Origin of the sequence: Streptomyces sp. NPDC093261 (assembly GCF_044753645.1) — a bacterium.
Classification (GTDB): domain Bacteria; phylum Actinomycetota; class Actinomycetes; order Streptomycetales; family Streptomycetaceae; genus Streptomyces.
In genome coordinates this window covers 20,823-39,487 of sequence record NZ_JBIVNO010000025.1, presented here as the reverse complement: position 1 = coordinate 39,487, position 18,665 = coordinate 20,823, and the positions used below count along the sequence as shown (strand labels likewise).

The 18,665-nt window shown below is 74.3% G+C and carries 1 protein-coding gene; it reads left to right on the top strand.

What is annotated here, in order from left to right; translation table 11 throughout:
• Positions 1–17: 17 nt before the first annotated feature.
• The gene (locus tag ACIP94_RS33925) at positions 18–18,665 is read left to right on the top strand and encodes a non-ribosomal peptide synthase/polyketide synthase (protein WP_402434442.1); all 18,648 of its coding nucleotides are present in this window, start codon (positions 18–20) and stop codon (positions 18,663–18,665) included.

Here is an 18,665-nt window from a genome sequence, read left to right as displayed (position 1 = left end):
CCCGAAGGACCTCACCCATGACGGACCTGCACGACAAGCCTGCCTTCCCGCTGCCACGGGCCGGTCGGGCCACCCCGTCCCCGGAAGACCGTGCGGCCCGTCCGGCGCCGTATCCGCCGCTTCGCGACCTGTTCGCCGCCTGGGCGGCCCGGACGCCGCACGCCCCCGCGCTGACCGACGGCCGGCGGACCTGGTCCTACCAGGAGTTGGCGGCGCGAGCCGAGCGTCTGGCCGACGATCTGTTACGGCGCGGAGCCGCACCGGACCGGGCCGTGGCGCTCGTCCTGCCACGCTCGATGGAACTGGTCGCGGCGGAACTGGCCGTGGCCCGGGCGGGCGCTGCCTTCCTGCCCATAGACCCCGACTACCCCGCCGAGCGCCGCGCCCTGATGCTGGCCGACGCCACGCCCGTCGTGGTCCTCGACGACCTGGACCACGTCCGTGACGTGATGGGAGACGGCACCGCACCCCCGTCGGAGCAGGGAAGCCCGGCGGTGGACGCCGACCACGCGGCCTATGTCATCTACACCTCCGGCTCCACCGGAACCCCCAAGGGCGTCACGGTCACTCACCGGGGCATCGGCGGCTTCGCCGCGGCCGCCGCCGGGCACTATGCCGTGAGCCCCGGCGACCGTGTGCTGCAGTTCGCGTCCCCCAGCTTCGACGCCTCCGTCCTGGAGCTGTGCATATCCGTGCTGTCCGGCGCGACCCTGGTCGTCCCGCCGGACGGGCCCTGGCTGGGCGACGAACTCGCCACCGTCCTCGACGAGCACCGCATCACGCACGCCCTCATACCCCCGGCCGCCCTCGCCACCCTGCCCGACCCGGCACACGACGGCGGCGCGCCCCATCTGCGCACGCTGATCGTCGGGGCCGAGGCATGCCCGGCACCGCTCGTCGACCGCTGGGCCCCCGGCCGCCGCATGATCAACTCCTATGGGCCGACCGAGGCCACCGTCGTGGCCACCTGGACGGGACCGCTCGCCGCCGCCGGCGGCGCCCCGACGATCGGCACCCCGCTGCCCGGCACCGAGGCCCACGTGCTCGACGAGGCGATGCGGCCCGCACCGCCTGGAACGGACGGCGAGCTGTTCGTGGGTGGAGACGGTGTGGCCCGCGGTTACCTGGGCCGCCCGGGCCTGACGGCCACGCGCTTCGTCGCGAGCCCCTTCGGACCGCCCGGCGCCCGGCTGTACCGCACCGGTGACCGCGTACGCCGGACCGCCGACGGCGAACTGGAGTTCCTCGGCCGGCTCGACCGCCAGGTCAAGATCCGAGGCTTCCGCATCGAACCGGGGGAGATCGAGGCCGCCCTGCTCCGCCACCCCGGTGTGCGCGAGGCCGTGGTCGTGCTGCGCGAGGACGAACCGGGACACCGGCGGCTCGTCGGCTACGTCACGCCCACCGATGCCGGGGCCCCACCGCAACCGGCACAGGTGCGCACCGCGGTCGCCGGCGCCCTGCCGGCCCACATGGTGCCCTCCGCCGTCGTCGTCCTGGACGAACTGCCGCTCACCCCGCAGCACAAGGTCGACCGCCGGGCGCTGCCCGCACCCGGGCCCACACCCGCCTCGGGTCACCTCCCGCCGCGCACCGCGGGCGAGCGGGCCCTGGCCGCGATCTGGTCGGACGTGCTCGGGGCCGACGCCGTCGGCCCCGAGGACGACTTCTTCGACCTGGGCGGCGACTCGATCCTGGCCGCCCGGGTGCTGTCCCGCGTCCGCGAGGAGCTGGGCGTCCGGCTGTCGGTCAGGGACGTGTTCACCGCGCGGACGGTCGCCGCCCTGGCACCGCTGCTGGACGATCCGGCCGACGCCGCGCCCGCGGACCCGATCCCGGCCGTCCCGCGCGACCGGCCGCTGCCGCTGTCGAGCGCCCAGCGACGGCTGTGGTTCCTCGACGACCTCACCCCGGGCGGCACCGAGTACAACACCGGTGTGGTGCTGCGGCTGCACGGACCGCTGGACACCGAAGCGCTGCGCCGTGCTCTGCGACGGCTCGCCGTCCGCCACGACTCCCTGCGCACCACGTTCGCCACCGTCGACGGCCAGGGCGTGCAGCGAGTCAGCCCCAGCGCCGTCCTCCCGCTGCGTACGACGGACCTTTGCGCGCTGCCCGCCGGCCGGCGCGCCGAGGCCGCCGAACGTCTGTTGACCGAGGAGCTGAGCCACCCCCACGACCTGTCGACGGGACCGCTGACCAGAGCCCTGCTCGTCCGCCGCGCGCTGGACGACCATCTGCTGCTGCTCGCCCAGCACCACATCGTCACCGACGGCTGGTCGGTGGGCGTCCTCACCCGCGAGCTGGCCGCGCTCTACGAGGCGGAGGTGTCCGGCGAGCCCGACACCCTGCCGACACCGGCCGTGCAGTACCCGGACTTCGCCGTATGGGAGCAGGCACGGCGCTCCGCGGGCGGCGACGCTGCCGACCTCGCGTACTGGAAGCGCCACCTGTCCGGCATGCAGCAACTGCAGCTTCCCACCGACCGGCCCCGCCCCGCGGTGCGAACCACCGCCGGGGCGGCGCACCGCCATCGCCTCCCGGCGGACCTTGTCGCGCGGCTGCGGCACCTGGCCCAAGGACGGGGCACCACCGTCTTCACCCTGTTCGCCGGAGCCGCGGCCCTGCTGTTCTCCCGGTACTCGGGGCAGCGGGACGTGGCGTTCGGCACCGTCACCAACGGGCGGAACCGCCGGGATCTGGAGGAGGTGACCGGCTTCTTCGCCAACACCGTGGTGCTGCGCGGCGACGTGGACGACACCGCCACGGTCGACCGGTTCCTGGACACCATGCGGTCCACCGTGCTGGACGCCTCCACGCACGACGGCGTCCCCTTCGACCGCGTGGTCGAGGAACTGGCCCCACCCCGCGAGGCCAGCCGTACCCCACTGGTGCAGGTGCTCGTGGTCCAGCAGACCGCTCCGGCCCATCCGCCGCAGGCCGGGGGAGTGTGCATCGAGGACCATCCGCTGCCCCGCCCGGCCGCGCGGTTCGACCTCGTATTCGAATTCACACCCCGCCCTGACGGCGGATGCGAACTGACGGTCGAGTACAACACGGACCTGTACGAGGCTCGCACGGTGGCCCGGATGGGCCGGCATCTGCACCGCCTCCTCGAGGGCATGGCGGACGGCCCGCACCGGACGCTGGGAGAGCTGCCGCTGCTGTCGGAGGACGAGCGGCGGACCCTGCTGGAGTCGTGGAACCCTCCCGTCCACGCCGAACACGGCACGGGGGGCCGCACCTTGCCGGCGCTGTTCGAGGCGCAGGTGGCCCGAACCCCCGACCGGACCGCCGTGGTCTGCGGCACGGCCCGGCTGGACTACGCCGAGGTGAACCGGCGTGCCAACCGGCTCGCGCGGCTGCTGACCGCCCGCGGCGCGGGCCCCGAGACACTCGTGGCGCTCTGCCTCCCCCGTTCCGCCGACCTGCTGCCCGTCCTGTGGGCCGTGCTGAAGTCCGGCGCGGGATACCTTCCGGTGGACCCCGGCTACCCCGCCGACCGCATCCGTTTCATGCTGGCCGACGCCGCTCCCACCCTCGTCGTCGCAGCCCGCGACACCGCGGGCGCGCTGCCCGATGGCTGCGAGGCGCTCCTCCTGGAGGACTGCGGCGACGACGCCTTGGACGGCGCCGGCGCGGACCCGGCGGCCGACACCGCCGGCGCCCACGACGTCCCGACGGACGCGGACCGGCCCCGGCCACTGGACCCCGACCATCCCGCGTACGTCATCTACACCTCGGGCTCGACGGGCCGCCCCAAGGGTGTCGTGGTCACCCACCGTACGGTGGCGGCCCTCGCCGACTGGGCGGCGCGCCGGTTCGGCGCCGACCGGCTGGCCCACGTGGTGGCCTCCACCTCGCTGAACTTCGACGTGTCGGTCTTCGAGATGCTCTGCCCGTTGCTGGCCGGTGGCACCGTCGAGGTGGTCACCGACCTTCCGGCGCTCGCCGACGCGCCGGCCCCCCGGCGTGCCGGACTGCTCAGCGGCGTGCCGTCGGTCATCTCCCGGTTGCTCACCGCGGGCGCCGCCGTCGAGCCGGACACCGTCGTCCTGGCCGGGGAGGCGCTGCCCGCGCAGACCCTGCGCGACCTGCGCGAGGCCACGCCCGCCAGCGAGGTGGCCAACATCTACGGGCCGACCGAGGCCACCGTCTATGCCACCGCCTGGTTCGCCGGAGACACGCTGCCGGAGCAGGCTCCGCCGATCGGCAGGCCCGTGGCCCGCACCCGCACCTACGTGCTTGACCGGATGCTGCGCCCACAACCCCCGGGCGTGACAGGGGAGTTGTACCTGGGAGGCGGAGGCCTGGCACGCGGCTACCTGCGACGTCCGGGCCTGACCGCCGCCCGGTTCGTGGCCGACCCCTTCGGCGCGCCGGGGGGCCGCATGTACCGCACCGGGGACCTGGTGCGGTGGACGGCCGACGGCGAGCTGGAGTACCTCGGCCGGATCGACCAGCAGGTCAAGGTGCGCGGTTTCCGTATCGAACTCGGCGAGGTGGAGCAGGCGTTGCGCCGCTGCGAGGGCGTGGCCGAGGCGGCGGCCACCGCCCGTGAGAGCGACGGCCACCGCCGCCTGGTCGGCTATGTCGTACCGGCGCCGGGAGCGCGGGTGGAGCCGGAGGCGGTGCGCCGTGCCCTCGGCCGCACTCTGCCCGACTACATGGTGCCCACCGCCGTTGTCGTCCTCTCGGACCTGCCGCTCAACCCCAACGGCAAGCTGGACCGCGGACGGCTTCCCGAGCCCGGGCCCGCCGCGCACGCCACACGCCACGTCGCCGCGCGCACCGCCACCGAGCGGACGCTCGCCGCGATCTGGGCGGCCGTGCTGCGAGTGGAGCGGGTCGGTGCGGACGACAACTTCTTCGCCCTCGGCGGCGACTCCATCCTCAGCATCCAGATGGTGGCCCAGGCGCGGCAGGCGGGTCTCGCGGTGACCTCCCGTGACGTCTACCGCCACCAGACGGTCGCCGCCCTGGCCCGGTGCGCGGACGCCGCGAGCAACCACCCGCCTTCCGCCCCGGCCGAAGTCCGGCCCACCGGAGCGGCACCGCTCACGCCCATCCAGCGCTGGCTGTTCGCGAGCGCCGCCGAACGAGCCGGCCACTTCGCCCAGACGCTGTCGGTGGAACTCACCCACGGTGTCGAGAGGGTGGCGCTGGAGAACGCCCTGAACGACGTGGCCGACCACCATGACGCCCTGCGCTCGCGCTTCCTCACCGGTGAGGGTGAGGCGGACGTCCGGTGGCACATCGACCCCCACACCTCCCGCCTCCACCTGCGGCACCACACCGGCCCGGACACCGACGCCCCGCACCTGGGCCCGTTCGACCTGTGCCATGGCCCGCTCCTGCGAGCCGTCCTGCACGACCGGGGAGACGGCAGGGCCCCGGTCCTGCACCTGGCCGTCCACCACCTCGTGGTCGACGGTGTCTCCTGGCGCGTCCTGTTGGAGGACCTGGACCGGGCCTACCGCGCCCGCCGTAGTGGCCGCGACGGGGCGGCGGCGCTGCCAAGGAAGACCTCGGCGCTACGGCACTGGGCCCGGAGTCTGGCCGCGCACGCGGCCAAGGGCGGGTTCGACGACGAACGGGCGTACTGGTCCGAGGCCCTCGCCGGTGCCGAGACGGCGCTTCCCACGGACATGGCCGGCCCCAACACCTACGACTCGGCCCGCGAAGTCACCGTGCGCCTCACCCCGCAGGACACCTCCGCTCTTCTGCGCACGCTGGCGGAGACCTACCGGACCCAGGCCAACGACGTGCTCCTGAGTGCGCTCGGGCGGGTGCTGTGCGCCTGGACCGGACACGACCGGGTGGTGGTGGACGTCGAGGGACACGGCCGCGAGGAGCTCTTCACCGACATCGACACGAGCCGCACCGTCGGCTGGTTCACCACCCGCCACCCCGTCGCGCTCGGCGCCGCGCCGGACGCCGACTGGGACGCCGTCATCAAGCAGGTCAAGGAGCAGTTGCGTGCGGTGCCCCGGCACGGCATCGGCCACGACGCCCTGCGTTACCTGGCCCGCCCCTCCGCACCGGCCCCCACCCGGGCCGCGCAGATCAGCTTCAACTATCTGGGACGGTTCTCCCTGCCCACCGCGCCGGACAGCCTGTACCAGCGCCCGTTTTGCCCGCTGGAGCTGGACGCCGACCCGCTGGCCGTACGCCCGCACGCCCTGGAGGTCGTGGGACGGCTGGACGGCGACGCGCTGGAGTTCACCTGGTTCTACTCGGCGCAGCTGCACAAGGAGACCACCGTCGCCTCGCTCGCCCACCGGTTCGCCGAGGCGCTGTCGTCCCTCGCCGGGCACGCCACGCGACCCGGCGCCGGCGGGCACACCCCGTCGGACTTCCCCCTCGCCCGGCTCGACCAGGCCGCAGTGGACCGGATCGCGGACGGGGACCCCGGCGCGGTGGAGGACGTCCACGCGCTCACGCCCACCCAGGCCGGCATGCTCTTCCACGGACTGTCCCAGGACGACCTCGGCGTCTACTTTCAGCAGCTGACCTTCGTCCTGGACGGCGTGGCCGAACCGGACACCCTCGCGGCGGCCTGGCAGCGGGTCACGGACCGCACGCCGGTCCTGCGCGGGCGGGTGGTTTGGCGGGACGTGCCCGAGCCGGTGCTGGTGGTGCAGCGCCACGCACCCGTGCCGGTCACTCACCTGGACTGGCGCGGCCTGTCCGGGCCCGAGCGGGAGAGCCGGCTGAGGGAACTGCTCGACCGGGACCGCGAGCTCGGCATCGACCTGGCGAAGGCCCCGCTCCAGCGGCTGGTGCTCGCCCAACTCCCCGACGGGCGCCTGCGGGTGGTGTGGTCCTTCCACCATCTGGTCCTCGACGGCTGGAGCCTGTTCCACGTGCTGTCCGACGTCTTCGCGTGCCACAGTGCGCTGTCCGCCACCACGGGGGACGGCGGCACCTCGGCGGACGACATCCTGCCCGCCCGGCGACCGTTTGGCGACTACGTCGCGTGGCTGGGTGACCGTGACCACGCGGAGGCCGAACGGCACTGGCAGGACCGCCTGACCGGCCTGACCGATCCCACTCCGCTGCCCTACGACCGCGAGCCACGCGAGACCCACCGCGCGGAGTCCACACGCGCGGTCCGCGTGACGGTGCCCCCAGGCACCACCCGCGCCCTGGAGGGGCTGGCCAGGACGGCGGGCCTGACCCTGAACACGCTGGTGCAGGGCGCGTGGGCGCTGCTCCTGGGCCGGTACGCGGGCCGCGACGAGGTGATCTTCGGCACCACCGTCTCCGGACGCCCTCCCGAGCTGCTGGGGGCCGAGGCCATGACCGGTCTGTTCATCGCCACCCTGCCCACCCGGGTCATCGTGCCGCGCACCGGGACCCTGCTCTCCTGGCTGGAGCGGCTGCAGCAGGACCAGAGCGAGGACCGGCGCTTCGACCACGTGCCGCTCACGCGGATGAAGGCGCTCACCGAACTGCCCGAACGGGTACCCCTGTTCGACAGCATCGTCGTCTTCGAGAACTACCCCGTCGACGACGCGCTCGCCGCCGCGCACGGACTGCGCCTGAGCGACCTCGAGGGCATCGAGACCACCAACTACCCGCTCAGTCTGGTGGCCTACCCCGGCACGGAACTGGCCCTGCGCCTCGGCTACGATCCCCGGCTGTTCGACGCGGCCACCGTCGCCCGCATGGCCGAGTACCTGACCGTACTGCTGGAGGGCATGGCCACCGGCGCGGCACGCCCGCCCGCCCGGCTGCCGCTGCTGACGGCCGAGCGTCGCGCACAGGTCGTCCACGAGTGGAACGACACGGCCACCGGCACGCCCGGGACGACGGTGGCGGACCTCTTCGCCGCGCAGGTGGCCGCCACACCCGGCGCCATCGCCCTGGAGTCCGGGGACGAACGCCTCACCTACCGGGAACTTCAGGGGCGGGCCGAAACGCTGGCCGCCCGCCTCGCCGCGCTCGGCGTGGCGGCGGAACGCCCGGTGGGCGTGCTGATGGACCGTTCGGTCACGCTGGTCGTCGCCCAGCTCGCGCTCGCCCGCACGGGCGGGGTGTACGTCCCCCTGGACGGCAGGGCGCCGCGCGAGCGGCTGCGGCGGATGGTGACCGAGGCGGGCGCGCACCTGCTGCTCACCGACGCCTCGTGGGAGGAGACGGCACACGCCGTGCTCCCCGGCGGACCGATCCTGCGGCCGGACCGCGACGACACCGCCCCCGTGCCGGTGTGCCCGGCCCTTCCTCCGGTGGACCCGGACAACGTCCAGTACCTGATGTTCACCTCCGGCTCCACCGGCACGCCGAAGGCCGTCGCGGTGCGCCAGCGGGACGTCGCCGCCCTCGCCCTCGACCGTGCCTTCGCCGGCCACGATCGCGTCCTCGTGCACTCGCCGCACGCCTTCGACGCCGCCACCTACGAGATGTGGGTGCCGCTGCTGCGCGGCGGCACGGCCGTCCTGGCGACGCCGTCGGACCTGGACGCGGCAGCCGTGCGGCACGCGATCACCGCGCAGGGCGTGCGCTGCCTGTGGCTGACCGCCGGCCTGTTCCGCCTTCTGGCCCAGGAGGACCCCGCCTGCCTGCGCGGTGCGCGGGAGGTGTGGACCGGCGGCGAGGCCGTGCCCGGTGCCGTGGTGCGCCGGGTCCTGGACGCCTGCCCGGGCCTGACCGTCGTCGACGGCTACGGCCCCACCGAGACCACCACCTTCGCCACCCGCCGCGCCTTCCGCGCGGGCGACCCGCTTCCCGCGGCGCTGCCCATCGGCCGTCCGCTGGACGACACCCGGGTGTACGTGTTGGACGAAGCGCTGCAGCCCCAACCGCCCGGTATACCCGGCGAGTTGTACATTGCCGGAGCCGGAGTGGCCCGCGGCTACGCCGGGCGGCCCGGTGCGACGGCCGCGCGCTATGTGGCCGACCCGTTCGGGCCGCCCGGCGGGAGGATGTACCGCACCGGCGACATCGTGCGGTGGAGCGCGGAGGGCGAACTGCACTTCGTCGGCCGGGCCGACGACCAGATCAAGATCCGCGGGTTCCGTGTCGAGCCGGCCGAGATCGAGGCCCGGCTCACCGCACAGCCGGCCGTCGCCGAGGCGGTCGTGTCGGTGTACGAGCACTCCGGACGCAAGCGCCTGGCGGCCCACCTCGTCCCGGCCCGGGGCGCCGCCCTGCCGGGCCCGGCCGACCTGCGTGCCCATCTGTCGGCCGACCTGCCCGACTATATGCTGCCGGCCGCGTTCGTGATGGTGGCGGAACTGCCCCTGACCGCAAACGGCAAGGTCGACAGGCGCCGGCTGCCGGCACCCGACTGGTCCTCGGCCGGCGACACGCCCTACCGTGCCCCGCGCACCGAGGCCGAGCGGGTCCTCGCCGGTATCTGGGCGGACCTTCTCGGCATCGAACGAGTCGGCGCCGACGACAACTTCTTCATGCTGGGCGGCGACTCGATCCTCAGCATCCAGGTCGTCTCCCGCGCCCGCACCGCCGGTCTCGCGCTCACCCCCCGGGACCTGTTCCGGCACCCGACGGTCGCCGCCCTGGCCGCCGCGACCGGCACCGCCGCCCCCGTCGCGGGCACCGCGCGGGTGACCGGGGAGGTGGCTCTCCTCCCCATCCAGCACTGGTTCCTCGACGCGGCGCCGCCACGCCCGGAGTTCTTCGACCAGTGCGTGGTCGTGGAGACGGCCGGGGTCCCGGATCCGGACACCCTGCGCCTCGCCCTGACCGCCCTGTGGGCCCACCACGACGCCTTGCGCTCCCGTTTCTCAGCGCAGCAGGACGGGTCCTGGCGCCAGTACTGCCTCGCCGCCGACGCCGCACCGCCGGAGCTGCTGGTGGTGTGTGACCTCACCGGGCTCGACGCGGCGGCGGCCGAGGCGACCGAGGCCCGCCTCACCCGGGAGGCGCACGCCGGGTTCCGGCTGGACACCGGCCCGCTGCTGACCGCACGGCTGTTCACGGGCGGTGGTACCCGGCACGCCCGGCTGCTGCTCGCCGTCCACCACCTGGTGGTCGACGGCGTCTCCTGGCGGATCCTGCTGGAGGACCTGGAGACCGCCTACCGGCAGGCACAGGAGGGGGAGCCGATCCGGCTGCCGAAGCGCACCACCTCCGTCCAGGAGTGGGCGCGACGGCTGCGCGCGTACACCGCTGACGGCGGCTTCGCGGCGCGGCGTGAGCACTGGGAGGCGGTGGCCCGGCACAGCGCGGCACCGCTTCCGGTGGACCTGGACGGCGGCAACACCGTGGCGGACGTAAGGGCGGTGACCGTCCGTCTGGACCGGCGGCGTACCGACGACCTGCTGCGGAAGGTGCCGGGTGCCTACCAGACCCGCATCGACGACGTCCTGCTGACCGCGCTCGGCCGGGTCCTTGCCGCGTGGACCGGACGGCGCACCGTCGCCGTCGGCCTGGAGGGGCACGGCCGCGAGGACCAGCTCTTCGACGACATCGACCTGTCCCGTACCGTCGGCTGGTTCACCACCCTCTTCCCGGTCGCCCTGGAGGTTCCCGAAGGGGAGTGGGGCACCGCTCTGAAGTCCGTCAAGGAACAGCTGCGGGCCGTACCGGACCGCGGACTCGGCTACGGCGCCCTGCGCCACCTGGCCGGTGACGAACGGCTCATCGGAGCGCCGGCGCCCGGGATCAGCTTCAACTACCTCGGCCGTTTCGACTGGTCCCCCGAGCGCGGCGCCCTGGTCGCCGGGGTGCCCGGCGGCCTGGGCGGTGAGGAGGCACCTCAGTCGCAGCGCCCGCACCTGCTGGACGTGGTGGCCCGCGTCGAGGGCGAGCAGTTGGAGATCACCTGGCACTACAGCATCGGTCGGCACCGCAGGGAGACGGTCGCCGCCCTCGCGGACGGCATGCTGCGGGCGCTGGAGGAGATCGTCGCCCACTGCACGCTCCCCGAGGCGGGGGGCCGCACCCCGTCCGACTTCCCGCTGGCCCGGCTGGACCAGGCGGCCCTGGACCGGGTCGTCGGGGACGGCCGCGCGGTCGCCGACCTGTACCCGCTGACACCGATGCAGGCGGGCATGCTCTTCCACAGCCTGATGGACCCGGACGGCCGCACCTACGTCAACCAGGTGCAGCTGGTGCTGTCCGGCGTCACCGACCCGCACGCGCTCGCCGAGGCGTGGCAGCGGACGGCGGACGCCAACGCGATCCTGCGCACGCGGCTGGTGTGGCAGGAGACCGCCGAACCGCTGCAGGTCGTGCAGCACCGGGCCCTCCTGCCCGTCACCCACCACGACTGGTCAACGTGGCCGGCCGAGCGGTGTGAGCGCGAACTTGCCGCGCTGCTGGCCGAGGACCGGCAGGCCGGCGTCGACCTGACCGCGGCGCCGCTGACGCGACTCGCCCTGATCCGCCTGTCACCGGATCGGGTGCGGATGGTGTGGACGTTCCACCACATCCTGCTCGACGGATGGAGCGCCGCCCAGGTGTTCGACGAGGTGTGCGAACGGTACGCGGCCCTGACGTCCGGCCGCCGCGCGGAGATTTTTGGCCGGGCGCCCTTCGCGGAGTATCTGCGGTGGCTGGCCCGGCAGGACGCCGCGAAGGCCGAACAGTACTGGCGCGGCACGCTCGCGGGATTCTCCGCCCCCACCGCGCTGCCCCGCGACCGGCGGCCCGCCGAGGCACACCGCAGCTCGTCGTCGGGTTCGGTGCGCGTGACGCTCGACGCCGGTGTGTCGGCGTTGCTGCGGGAGACGGCGGCGCGGGCGGGACTGACCCTGAACACCGTGATCCAGGGCGCCTGGGCGCTGCTGCTGTCCCGCTACGGCGGCGGAGACGACGTGGTCTTCGGCACGACCGTCTCCGGGCGCCCGGCCGAGCTCTCCGGAGTGACATCGATGGTCGGGGTGTTCATCAACACCCTGCCCACGCGGGTGCGGATCGACGAGCGGCGCGAGCTGCTGGAGTGGCTGCGCGACCTGCAGGCCGCCCAGTCGGAGTCGCGCCGCCACGACTTCGTCTCCCTCGCCCAGCTCCAGACCTGGAGCGAGGTGCCGGGCGGGACGAACCTCTTCGACAGCATCGTGGTCTTCGAGAACTACCCGTTCGACCGCGAGACCCCGGCCCGGCACGGGCTGGCCCTGGAGGAGGAACGTGACCTCGAGCCCACCAACTACCCGCTCGGCGTGGTCGTGGCGCCAGGCGACACCCTGGCCGTCGCGCTGGACTACGACCCGGCCGCCTTCGACGCGGCCACCGTCGAGGGGCTCGGCGCGAGCCTGAGGACGCTGCTGGCGGAGATGGCCACCGATCCGGCTCGTCGGCTGGCCGACCTGGCGCTGCTCGACGCGGCCGAGGGCCGACGCCTCGTCGACCGTTTCGGCGGGCCGGTCGCGCGGGCACCGCGGCGGACCCTGCCCGAAGTGTTCGAGGAGCAGGCCGCACGCACGCCCGACGCCCCGGCCCTGAGCGCGGGTGCCGAGCGACTGACCTACCGGGAGCTCGATGAGCGCTCCAACCGGCTGGCGCGGCTGCTGACCGACGCCGGGGCCGGGCCCGAGCGGTTCGTCGCCCTGGCACTGCCCCGCACCACCGAGCTGATCGTGGCGATGCTGGCGATCCTGAAGAGCGGCGCCGCCTACCTGCCGGTGGACCCCGGTTATCCGGCCGAGCGCATCGCGTTCCTCTTTGACGACGTCCGGCCCGGCGCGGTCCTGACGACCACCGAGACGGCAGGCCGGCTGCCGGAGGGACCGTTCCAGCGGATCGTGCTGGACGACCCCGTGTGGGCCGAGCGCCTGGCCGCCGCGTCCCCCGTCGGCATACGCGACGACGAGCGGCACGGAACCCTCCTGCCCGGCCACCCCGCCTATGTCATCCACACCTCCGGCTCGACAGGCCGCCCCAAGGGAGTCGTGGTCGCCCACGAGTCGGTGGTGGCGCTCACCGACTGGGCCGCAGCCCGGTTCGCGGACCGGGGGCTCGGCCATGTGGTTGCGTCCACCTCGCTCAACTTCGACGTGTCGGTCTTCGAGATCCTCTCCCCGCTGCTGTCCGGCGGCAGGGTCGAGTTGGTCCGGGACCTGCTGGCCCTGGCCGAGCGCCCCGGGCCATGGAGCGCGGGACTGCTCAGTGCCGTGCCGTCCGCCCTCGGCCGGCTGCTCGCGGAGGGCACTGTCCGGGTCACCGCGGACACTGTCGTCCTGGCCGGCGAGGGCCTGCCCGCGCGGACCGTCCACCACGTGCGCGCGGCGGTCCCCGGCTGCCGGGTGATGAACATCTACGGCCCCACCGAGGCCACCGTCTACGCCACCGCCTTCACCTGCGACCCGGCGGAACCCGACCGTGTCCCGCCCATCGGCCGCCCCGTCGGCGGCGCCCGCGCCTACGTCCTCGACCCCCGGCTGCGTCCCGTGCCCCCTGGAGCGCCGGGCGAGCTGTTTCTCGCCGGGACCGGCGTGGCCCGTGGCTACCTCGGCAGGCCCGGCCTGACCGCGTCCCGGTTCCTCGCCGACCCCTTCGGCCCGCCCGGCACTCGCATGTACCGCACCGGAGACCTGGTGCGCTGGACCGCGGACGGGGACCTCGTCTACCTCGGCCGCACCGACGACCAGGTCAAGGTGCGCGGCTTCCGCATCGAACCGGGCGAGGTGGAGGCCGCGCTGGCCCGGCATCCGCAGGTGTCGGCGGCGGCGGTCCGCGTGGTCGAGCACGACGGCCACCGGCGGCTGGTGGCCTACGCGGTGCCCCGGGCTCCCGAGGCCCCGGACCCCGCCGCGCTGCGCGCCTTCCTGGCCCGCACGCTCCCCGACCACCTGGTCCCCTCGCTGGTGATGCCCCTGGAGCGGCTGCCGCTCGGAGCCACCGGCAAGCTGGACCGGCGTGCCCTGCCCGAACCAGTGTGGGCGTCCGCCCCGACCGCCGGTGGTGACCGGTCTCCGCGCACGGACGCCGAGAGGACGCTCGCCGCCATCTGGTCCGATGTCCTGGGCGTGCCCGAAGTCGGCACGGACGACAACTACTTCGCGCTCGGCGGCGACTCGATCCTCGGTATCCAGATCGTTTCCGCCGCCCGCCGCGCCGGTCTCGCGCTGAGCCCCCGGCACCTCTTCCGGCACCAGACCCTCGCCGAACTGGCCGCGGCGGCCGATGACCTGCCGGTCCCGGCCACCGAGGCCGAACAGGGCGCGGTCGTGGGGGAGGTGCCGCTCACCCCCGTACAGCACTGGCTGTTCGACACGCTCACCGGCGACCCGGCGGCCTTCACCCAGGCGATCTCCTTCCACCTGGCCGACGACACCGACAGGGCGCTGCTGAAGGCCGCCCTGGCGGCGGTGCTGGAGCAGCACGACGCGCTGCGTCTGCGGTTCGAGCGGTCCGGCGACGGGCGATGGCTCCAGCGCGGCACCGCGCCCGGTGACGCACCGCACCTGGAGGTGCGCGAACTGCCGGGCGCCACCTTCGAGGACGTCGACAGGGAACTGCACCGGCTGGCCGCCGGCTTCGACCTGGCCCGAGGCCCGCTGCTCAAGGCGGCCCTGTGCCGCCCGGGCGGCGGCCGGCGCCCGGTGCTGCTGCTGGCCGCTCACCACCTGGTGGTGGACGCGGTGTCCTGGCGGGTGATCCTGGAGGACCTGGACGGCGCCTACCGGGCTCTGAGGGCCGGGAACGCGGTGGACCTCGGTCCGAAGACGACGTCCTTCCGCGCATGGGCCACCCGGCTCGCCGCGCACACCGTGGCCGGCGCCTTCGACGACGAACTGGCCCACTGGCAGGGCCTGGAAGGGGACCCCGGACTTCCGGCCGATATCGCCGACGGCGGCAACACCGCGGCGGATGAGGACACCCTCACGGTGACCCTGGACGACGATGAGACCCGCCGGCTGCTCCAGGACGTGCCGGACGTCTACCGCACCCGGATCAACGACGTCCTGCTGTGCGCCCTGGGCCGGGTCCTGACCCGCTGGACGGGACGGGACCGGGTGACGGTGGCCCTGGAAGGACACGGCCGGCAGGACGTCTTCGGCGACGTCGATCTGTCCCGTACGGTCGGCTGGTTCACCACCATGTACCCCGTCGCCCTCCACGTTCCCGGCGGCGCGGACACGGGCACGGCCCTGAAGTCCGTCAAGGAGGGCCTGCGTGCCGTGCCACGGGGCGGAATCGGCTACGGGGCGCTGCGCCACCTGCACCCCACGGCCGGTCCGCGGCTGCCGGACCTGCCGCAGATCGCCTTCAACTACCTCGGCCGGCAGGACCGGCAGGCGGCGCCCGGCGGTCTGCTGCACACGCGGTACGGCTCCCTCGCGGGCGGCATGGACCGGGCGGGGACAAGGCCCCACCTCGTCGACGTGGTCGGCCGGGTCGCCGACGAACGGCTGGAGTTCGCCTGGTCGTACTCCCGCCGGGTGCACCGGCGCGACACCATCGCCCGGCTCGCGGCCGAACTGGCCGACGAACTGCGCCGGATCGTGCGCCATTGCGCCGAGCCGGGCGCGGGCGGCCGTACCCCGTCCGACTTCCCGCTGGCCCCGCTGGACCAGGCAGCCGTCGACCGGCTGGTGGGCACGGGACGCGAGGTGGTGGACGTCTATCCGCTCACCCCCACCCAGACGGGCATGGTCGTCCACGGCCTGGACGAGCCCGGACAGGGCCTGTACGTCGAGCAGATCACCTTCGTGATGGACGGGGTGCGCGACAGCCGACTGCTGGCGGCCGCCTGGCAGCATGTGGTCGACCGCACGCCCGTCCTGCGCACGGCCGTGGTGCTGGACGCAGTGCCCGTCCCCCTCCAGATCGTGCGGCGCACCGCCACCGTGCCCGTCGCCGAGCACGACTGGAGCGCCCTGACGCCGCCTGAGCGCGCCACGGAGCTGGAGCGGCTGCTCGCCGAGGACCGGGCCCGTGGCCTGGCTCTCGACCGGGCGCCCCTGCTGCGGCTGGCCCTCGTCCGGCTGGGCCCCGAGGAGGTACGGGTCGTGTGGACCTTCCACCACGTGCTGCTCGACGGGTGGAGCGTCTTCCACGTGCTCTCGGACGTCGCGGCCTCCCACACCGCACTCGCCCGGGGACAGGAGCCGCGCCTGCCGGAGCGCCGGCCGTTCGCGGACTACGCCGCCTGGCTCGCGGGCCGCGACGCCGGCCGGGCCGAGGAACACTGGAAGCAGGTCCTCGCCGGTCTCGCCGCCCCCACGTCGCTGCCCTATGACCGCAGGCCCGCCCATGGCGCCGCGGCCCGCTCCGGCACCTGGCTGTCCAAGCGGCTCGGGGAGGACGAGACGGCCCGGCTCACCGACTTCGCGCGCCGCCACCGCCTCACCCTCAACACCGTGGTGCAGGGCGCCTGGGCGCTGCTGCTGTCCCGCTGGAGCGGCGAGCGAGAGGTGTGCTTCGGCACTACTGTCTCCGGGCGGCCCGCCGACCTGCCCGGCGCCGACACCATCACCGGGCTGTTCATCACCACCCTGCCCGCACGGATCACCGTGGACGGCGACGCACGGCAGGACGCGTGGCTGCGTCAGGTGCAGACGGCGCGGGCGGAGGACCGTCGCTTCGACCACGTGCCGCTGACGGACCTGCACGGCTTTACCGAACTGCCCCCGGGAACAGCCATGTTCGACAGTCTGCTCGTCTTCGAGAACTACCCGGTGGGCGAGACGACGGCCGGCGCGCAGGGTGTACGCGTACGGGATCTGGATGCGCGGGAGGCCACCAACTACCCGCTCACCGTGGTGATCTCGCCCGGTGACCGGCTCGCCGTCGAACTGGGCTACGACCCCCGCTACTTCGAGGAGGCCACGGCCCGTTCCCTGGCCGCCCAGCTGCTGCACACCCTGCACGTGCTGGCCGCCTCGGAGGGCACCGCCCGCCTGGACGCGGTGGACGTGCTGCCGCCCGAGGAGCGGGCACGGCTGCTGCGCGGTCCCGTGCGCCCGGTCGCCCCACCGGCCGCCCCGGCCGGCCTGGCCTCCCTCGTGGAGGCCGCGGTGGACCGGACGCCCAGGGCCCCGGCGCTCAGCGCACCGGGCCTCACGCTGTCCTTCGCGGAGGTGGAGGCACACGCCAACCGTCTGGCACACCGGCTCATCGCCCGTGGCGCGGGCCCCGGCGACATCGTCGCCCTGGTCCTGCCGCGCTCCGCGGACATGCTGATCGCCCAGCTCGCGGTCGCGAAGGCGGGCGCCGCGTTCCTGCCCGTGGACCCCGGTTACCCCGCCGAGCGGGTCGCCCGGATGCTGCGCGACGCGGCCCCCGCCGTGACCCTCGACGCCGCGGAGGTCGCGGACCTGCTCGCGGCGCCCGCGGACGGTGGGCCCGAGCACCGCCCCACCGACGCCGACCGGGTCCGGACGCTCGACGTCGACGACCCGGCCTACGTCATCTACACCTCCGGTTCCACCGGAACCCCCAAGGGCGTGGTGGTCACCCACCGTGGCCTGGCGCCGTTCTCCGCCGCGGAGGCCGAGCACTACCAGGTGGCGCCCGGCGACCGCGTCCTGGCCTTCGCCACGCCCAGCTTCGACGCCTCGGTGCTGGAGCTGTGCATGTCCCTGCCGCACGGTGCACGCCTGGTCGTACCACCGCCCGGGCCCCTTCTCGGCGCTGAGCTGGCCGAGGTGCTGCGCGTCGAGCGCATCACCCACACGCTGCTGCCGCCGGCCGCGCTCGCCACTCTGCCTCCGGACGCCCCTGGCACGCTGCCGGACCTCAGGACCCTGGTGGTCGGCGCCGATGCGTGCGGACCGGAGCTGGTTGCCCGCTGGGCCCTCCACCACCGTATGGTCAACTCCTACGGACCGACCGAGGCGACCGTGGTCGCCACCTGGTCCGGCCCGCTGCAACCCGACGGCGCGGCGCCGCCCATCGGCCGCCCGCTGCCCGCCACGGGCGCCTATGTCCTCGACGCCCGCCTCAGGCCGGTCCCGGAGGGAGTACCGGGCGAACTCTGGCTGAGCGGACCGTCGTTGGCGCGCGGCTACCTCAACCGCCCCGGCCTCACCGCCACCCGCTTCGTCGCCGATCCATTCGGCCCGCCCGGCGCCCGCATGTACCGCAGCGGCGACCTGGTGCGGCGCGACGCGCGCGGCGAACTGCACTACCTGGGCCGTAGCGACCACCAGCTCAAGCTGCGCGGCCACCGCATCGAGGCGGGCGAGGTCGAGGCCACTCTGACGCGCCACCCGGCCGTGCTGGACGCGGTGGTGAGCGTACGGGAGGACGAGCCGGGCCTGCCACGCCTGGTGGCGTACCTGCTCGCCGAGCCGGGCGCCGAGCGGCCCGCCGCCACGGAACTCAGGGCCCTGGCCGCCGCCACCCTGCCCGGTCACATGGTCCCCTCGGCATTCGTGGTGTTGGACCGCTTTCCTCTCACCGAGAACGGAAAGACCGACCGGGCCGCACTGCCCGCGCCGGCACCGGCCGAGGACGACACGACCGGCCGCGTCGCCCCGCGCACCCCCACCGAGGAGGCCCTGGCCGCCCTGTGGGAGGAGGCCCTGCATGCTGCCGTGGGCGTGGAGGACGACTTCTTCTCGCTGGGTGGCGACTCCTTGCGCGCCCTGCTCATCGCCTCCCGGGCCAACGACGCGTTCGGCGTGACCCTCACGCCGCGCGACGTCCTGGTCTCCCGCACCGTCGCCGCCCTGGCGGACGTGGTGGAGGAGCAGGTACTGAGCGAACTCGAACAGGCCGCACGCGGCGACCGCGACCCCGACGAACGGTGA

Coding starts and splice junctions, on each gene's coding strand:
- ACIP94_RS33925 (WP_402434442.1), top strand. CDS start 18: ATGACGGACCTGCACGACAAGCCTGCCTTCCCGCTGCCACGGGCCGGT.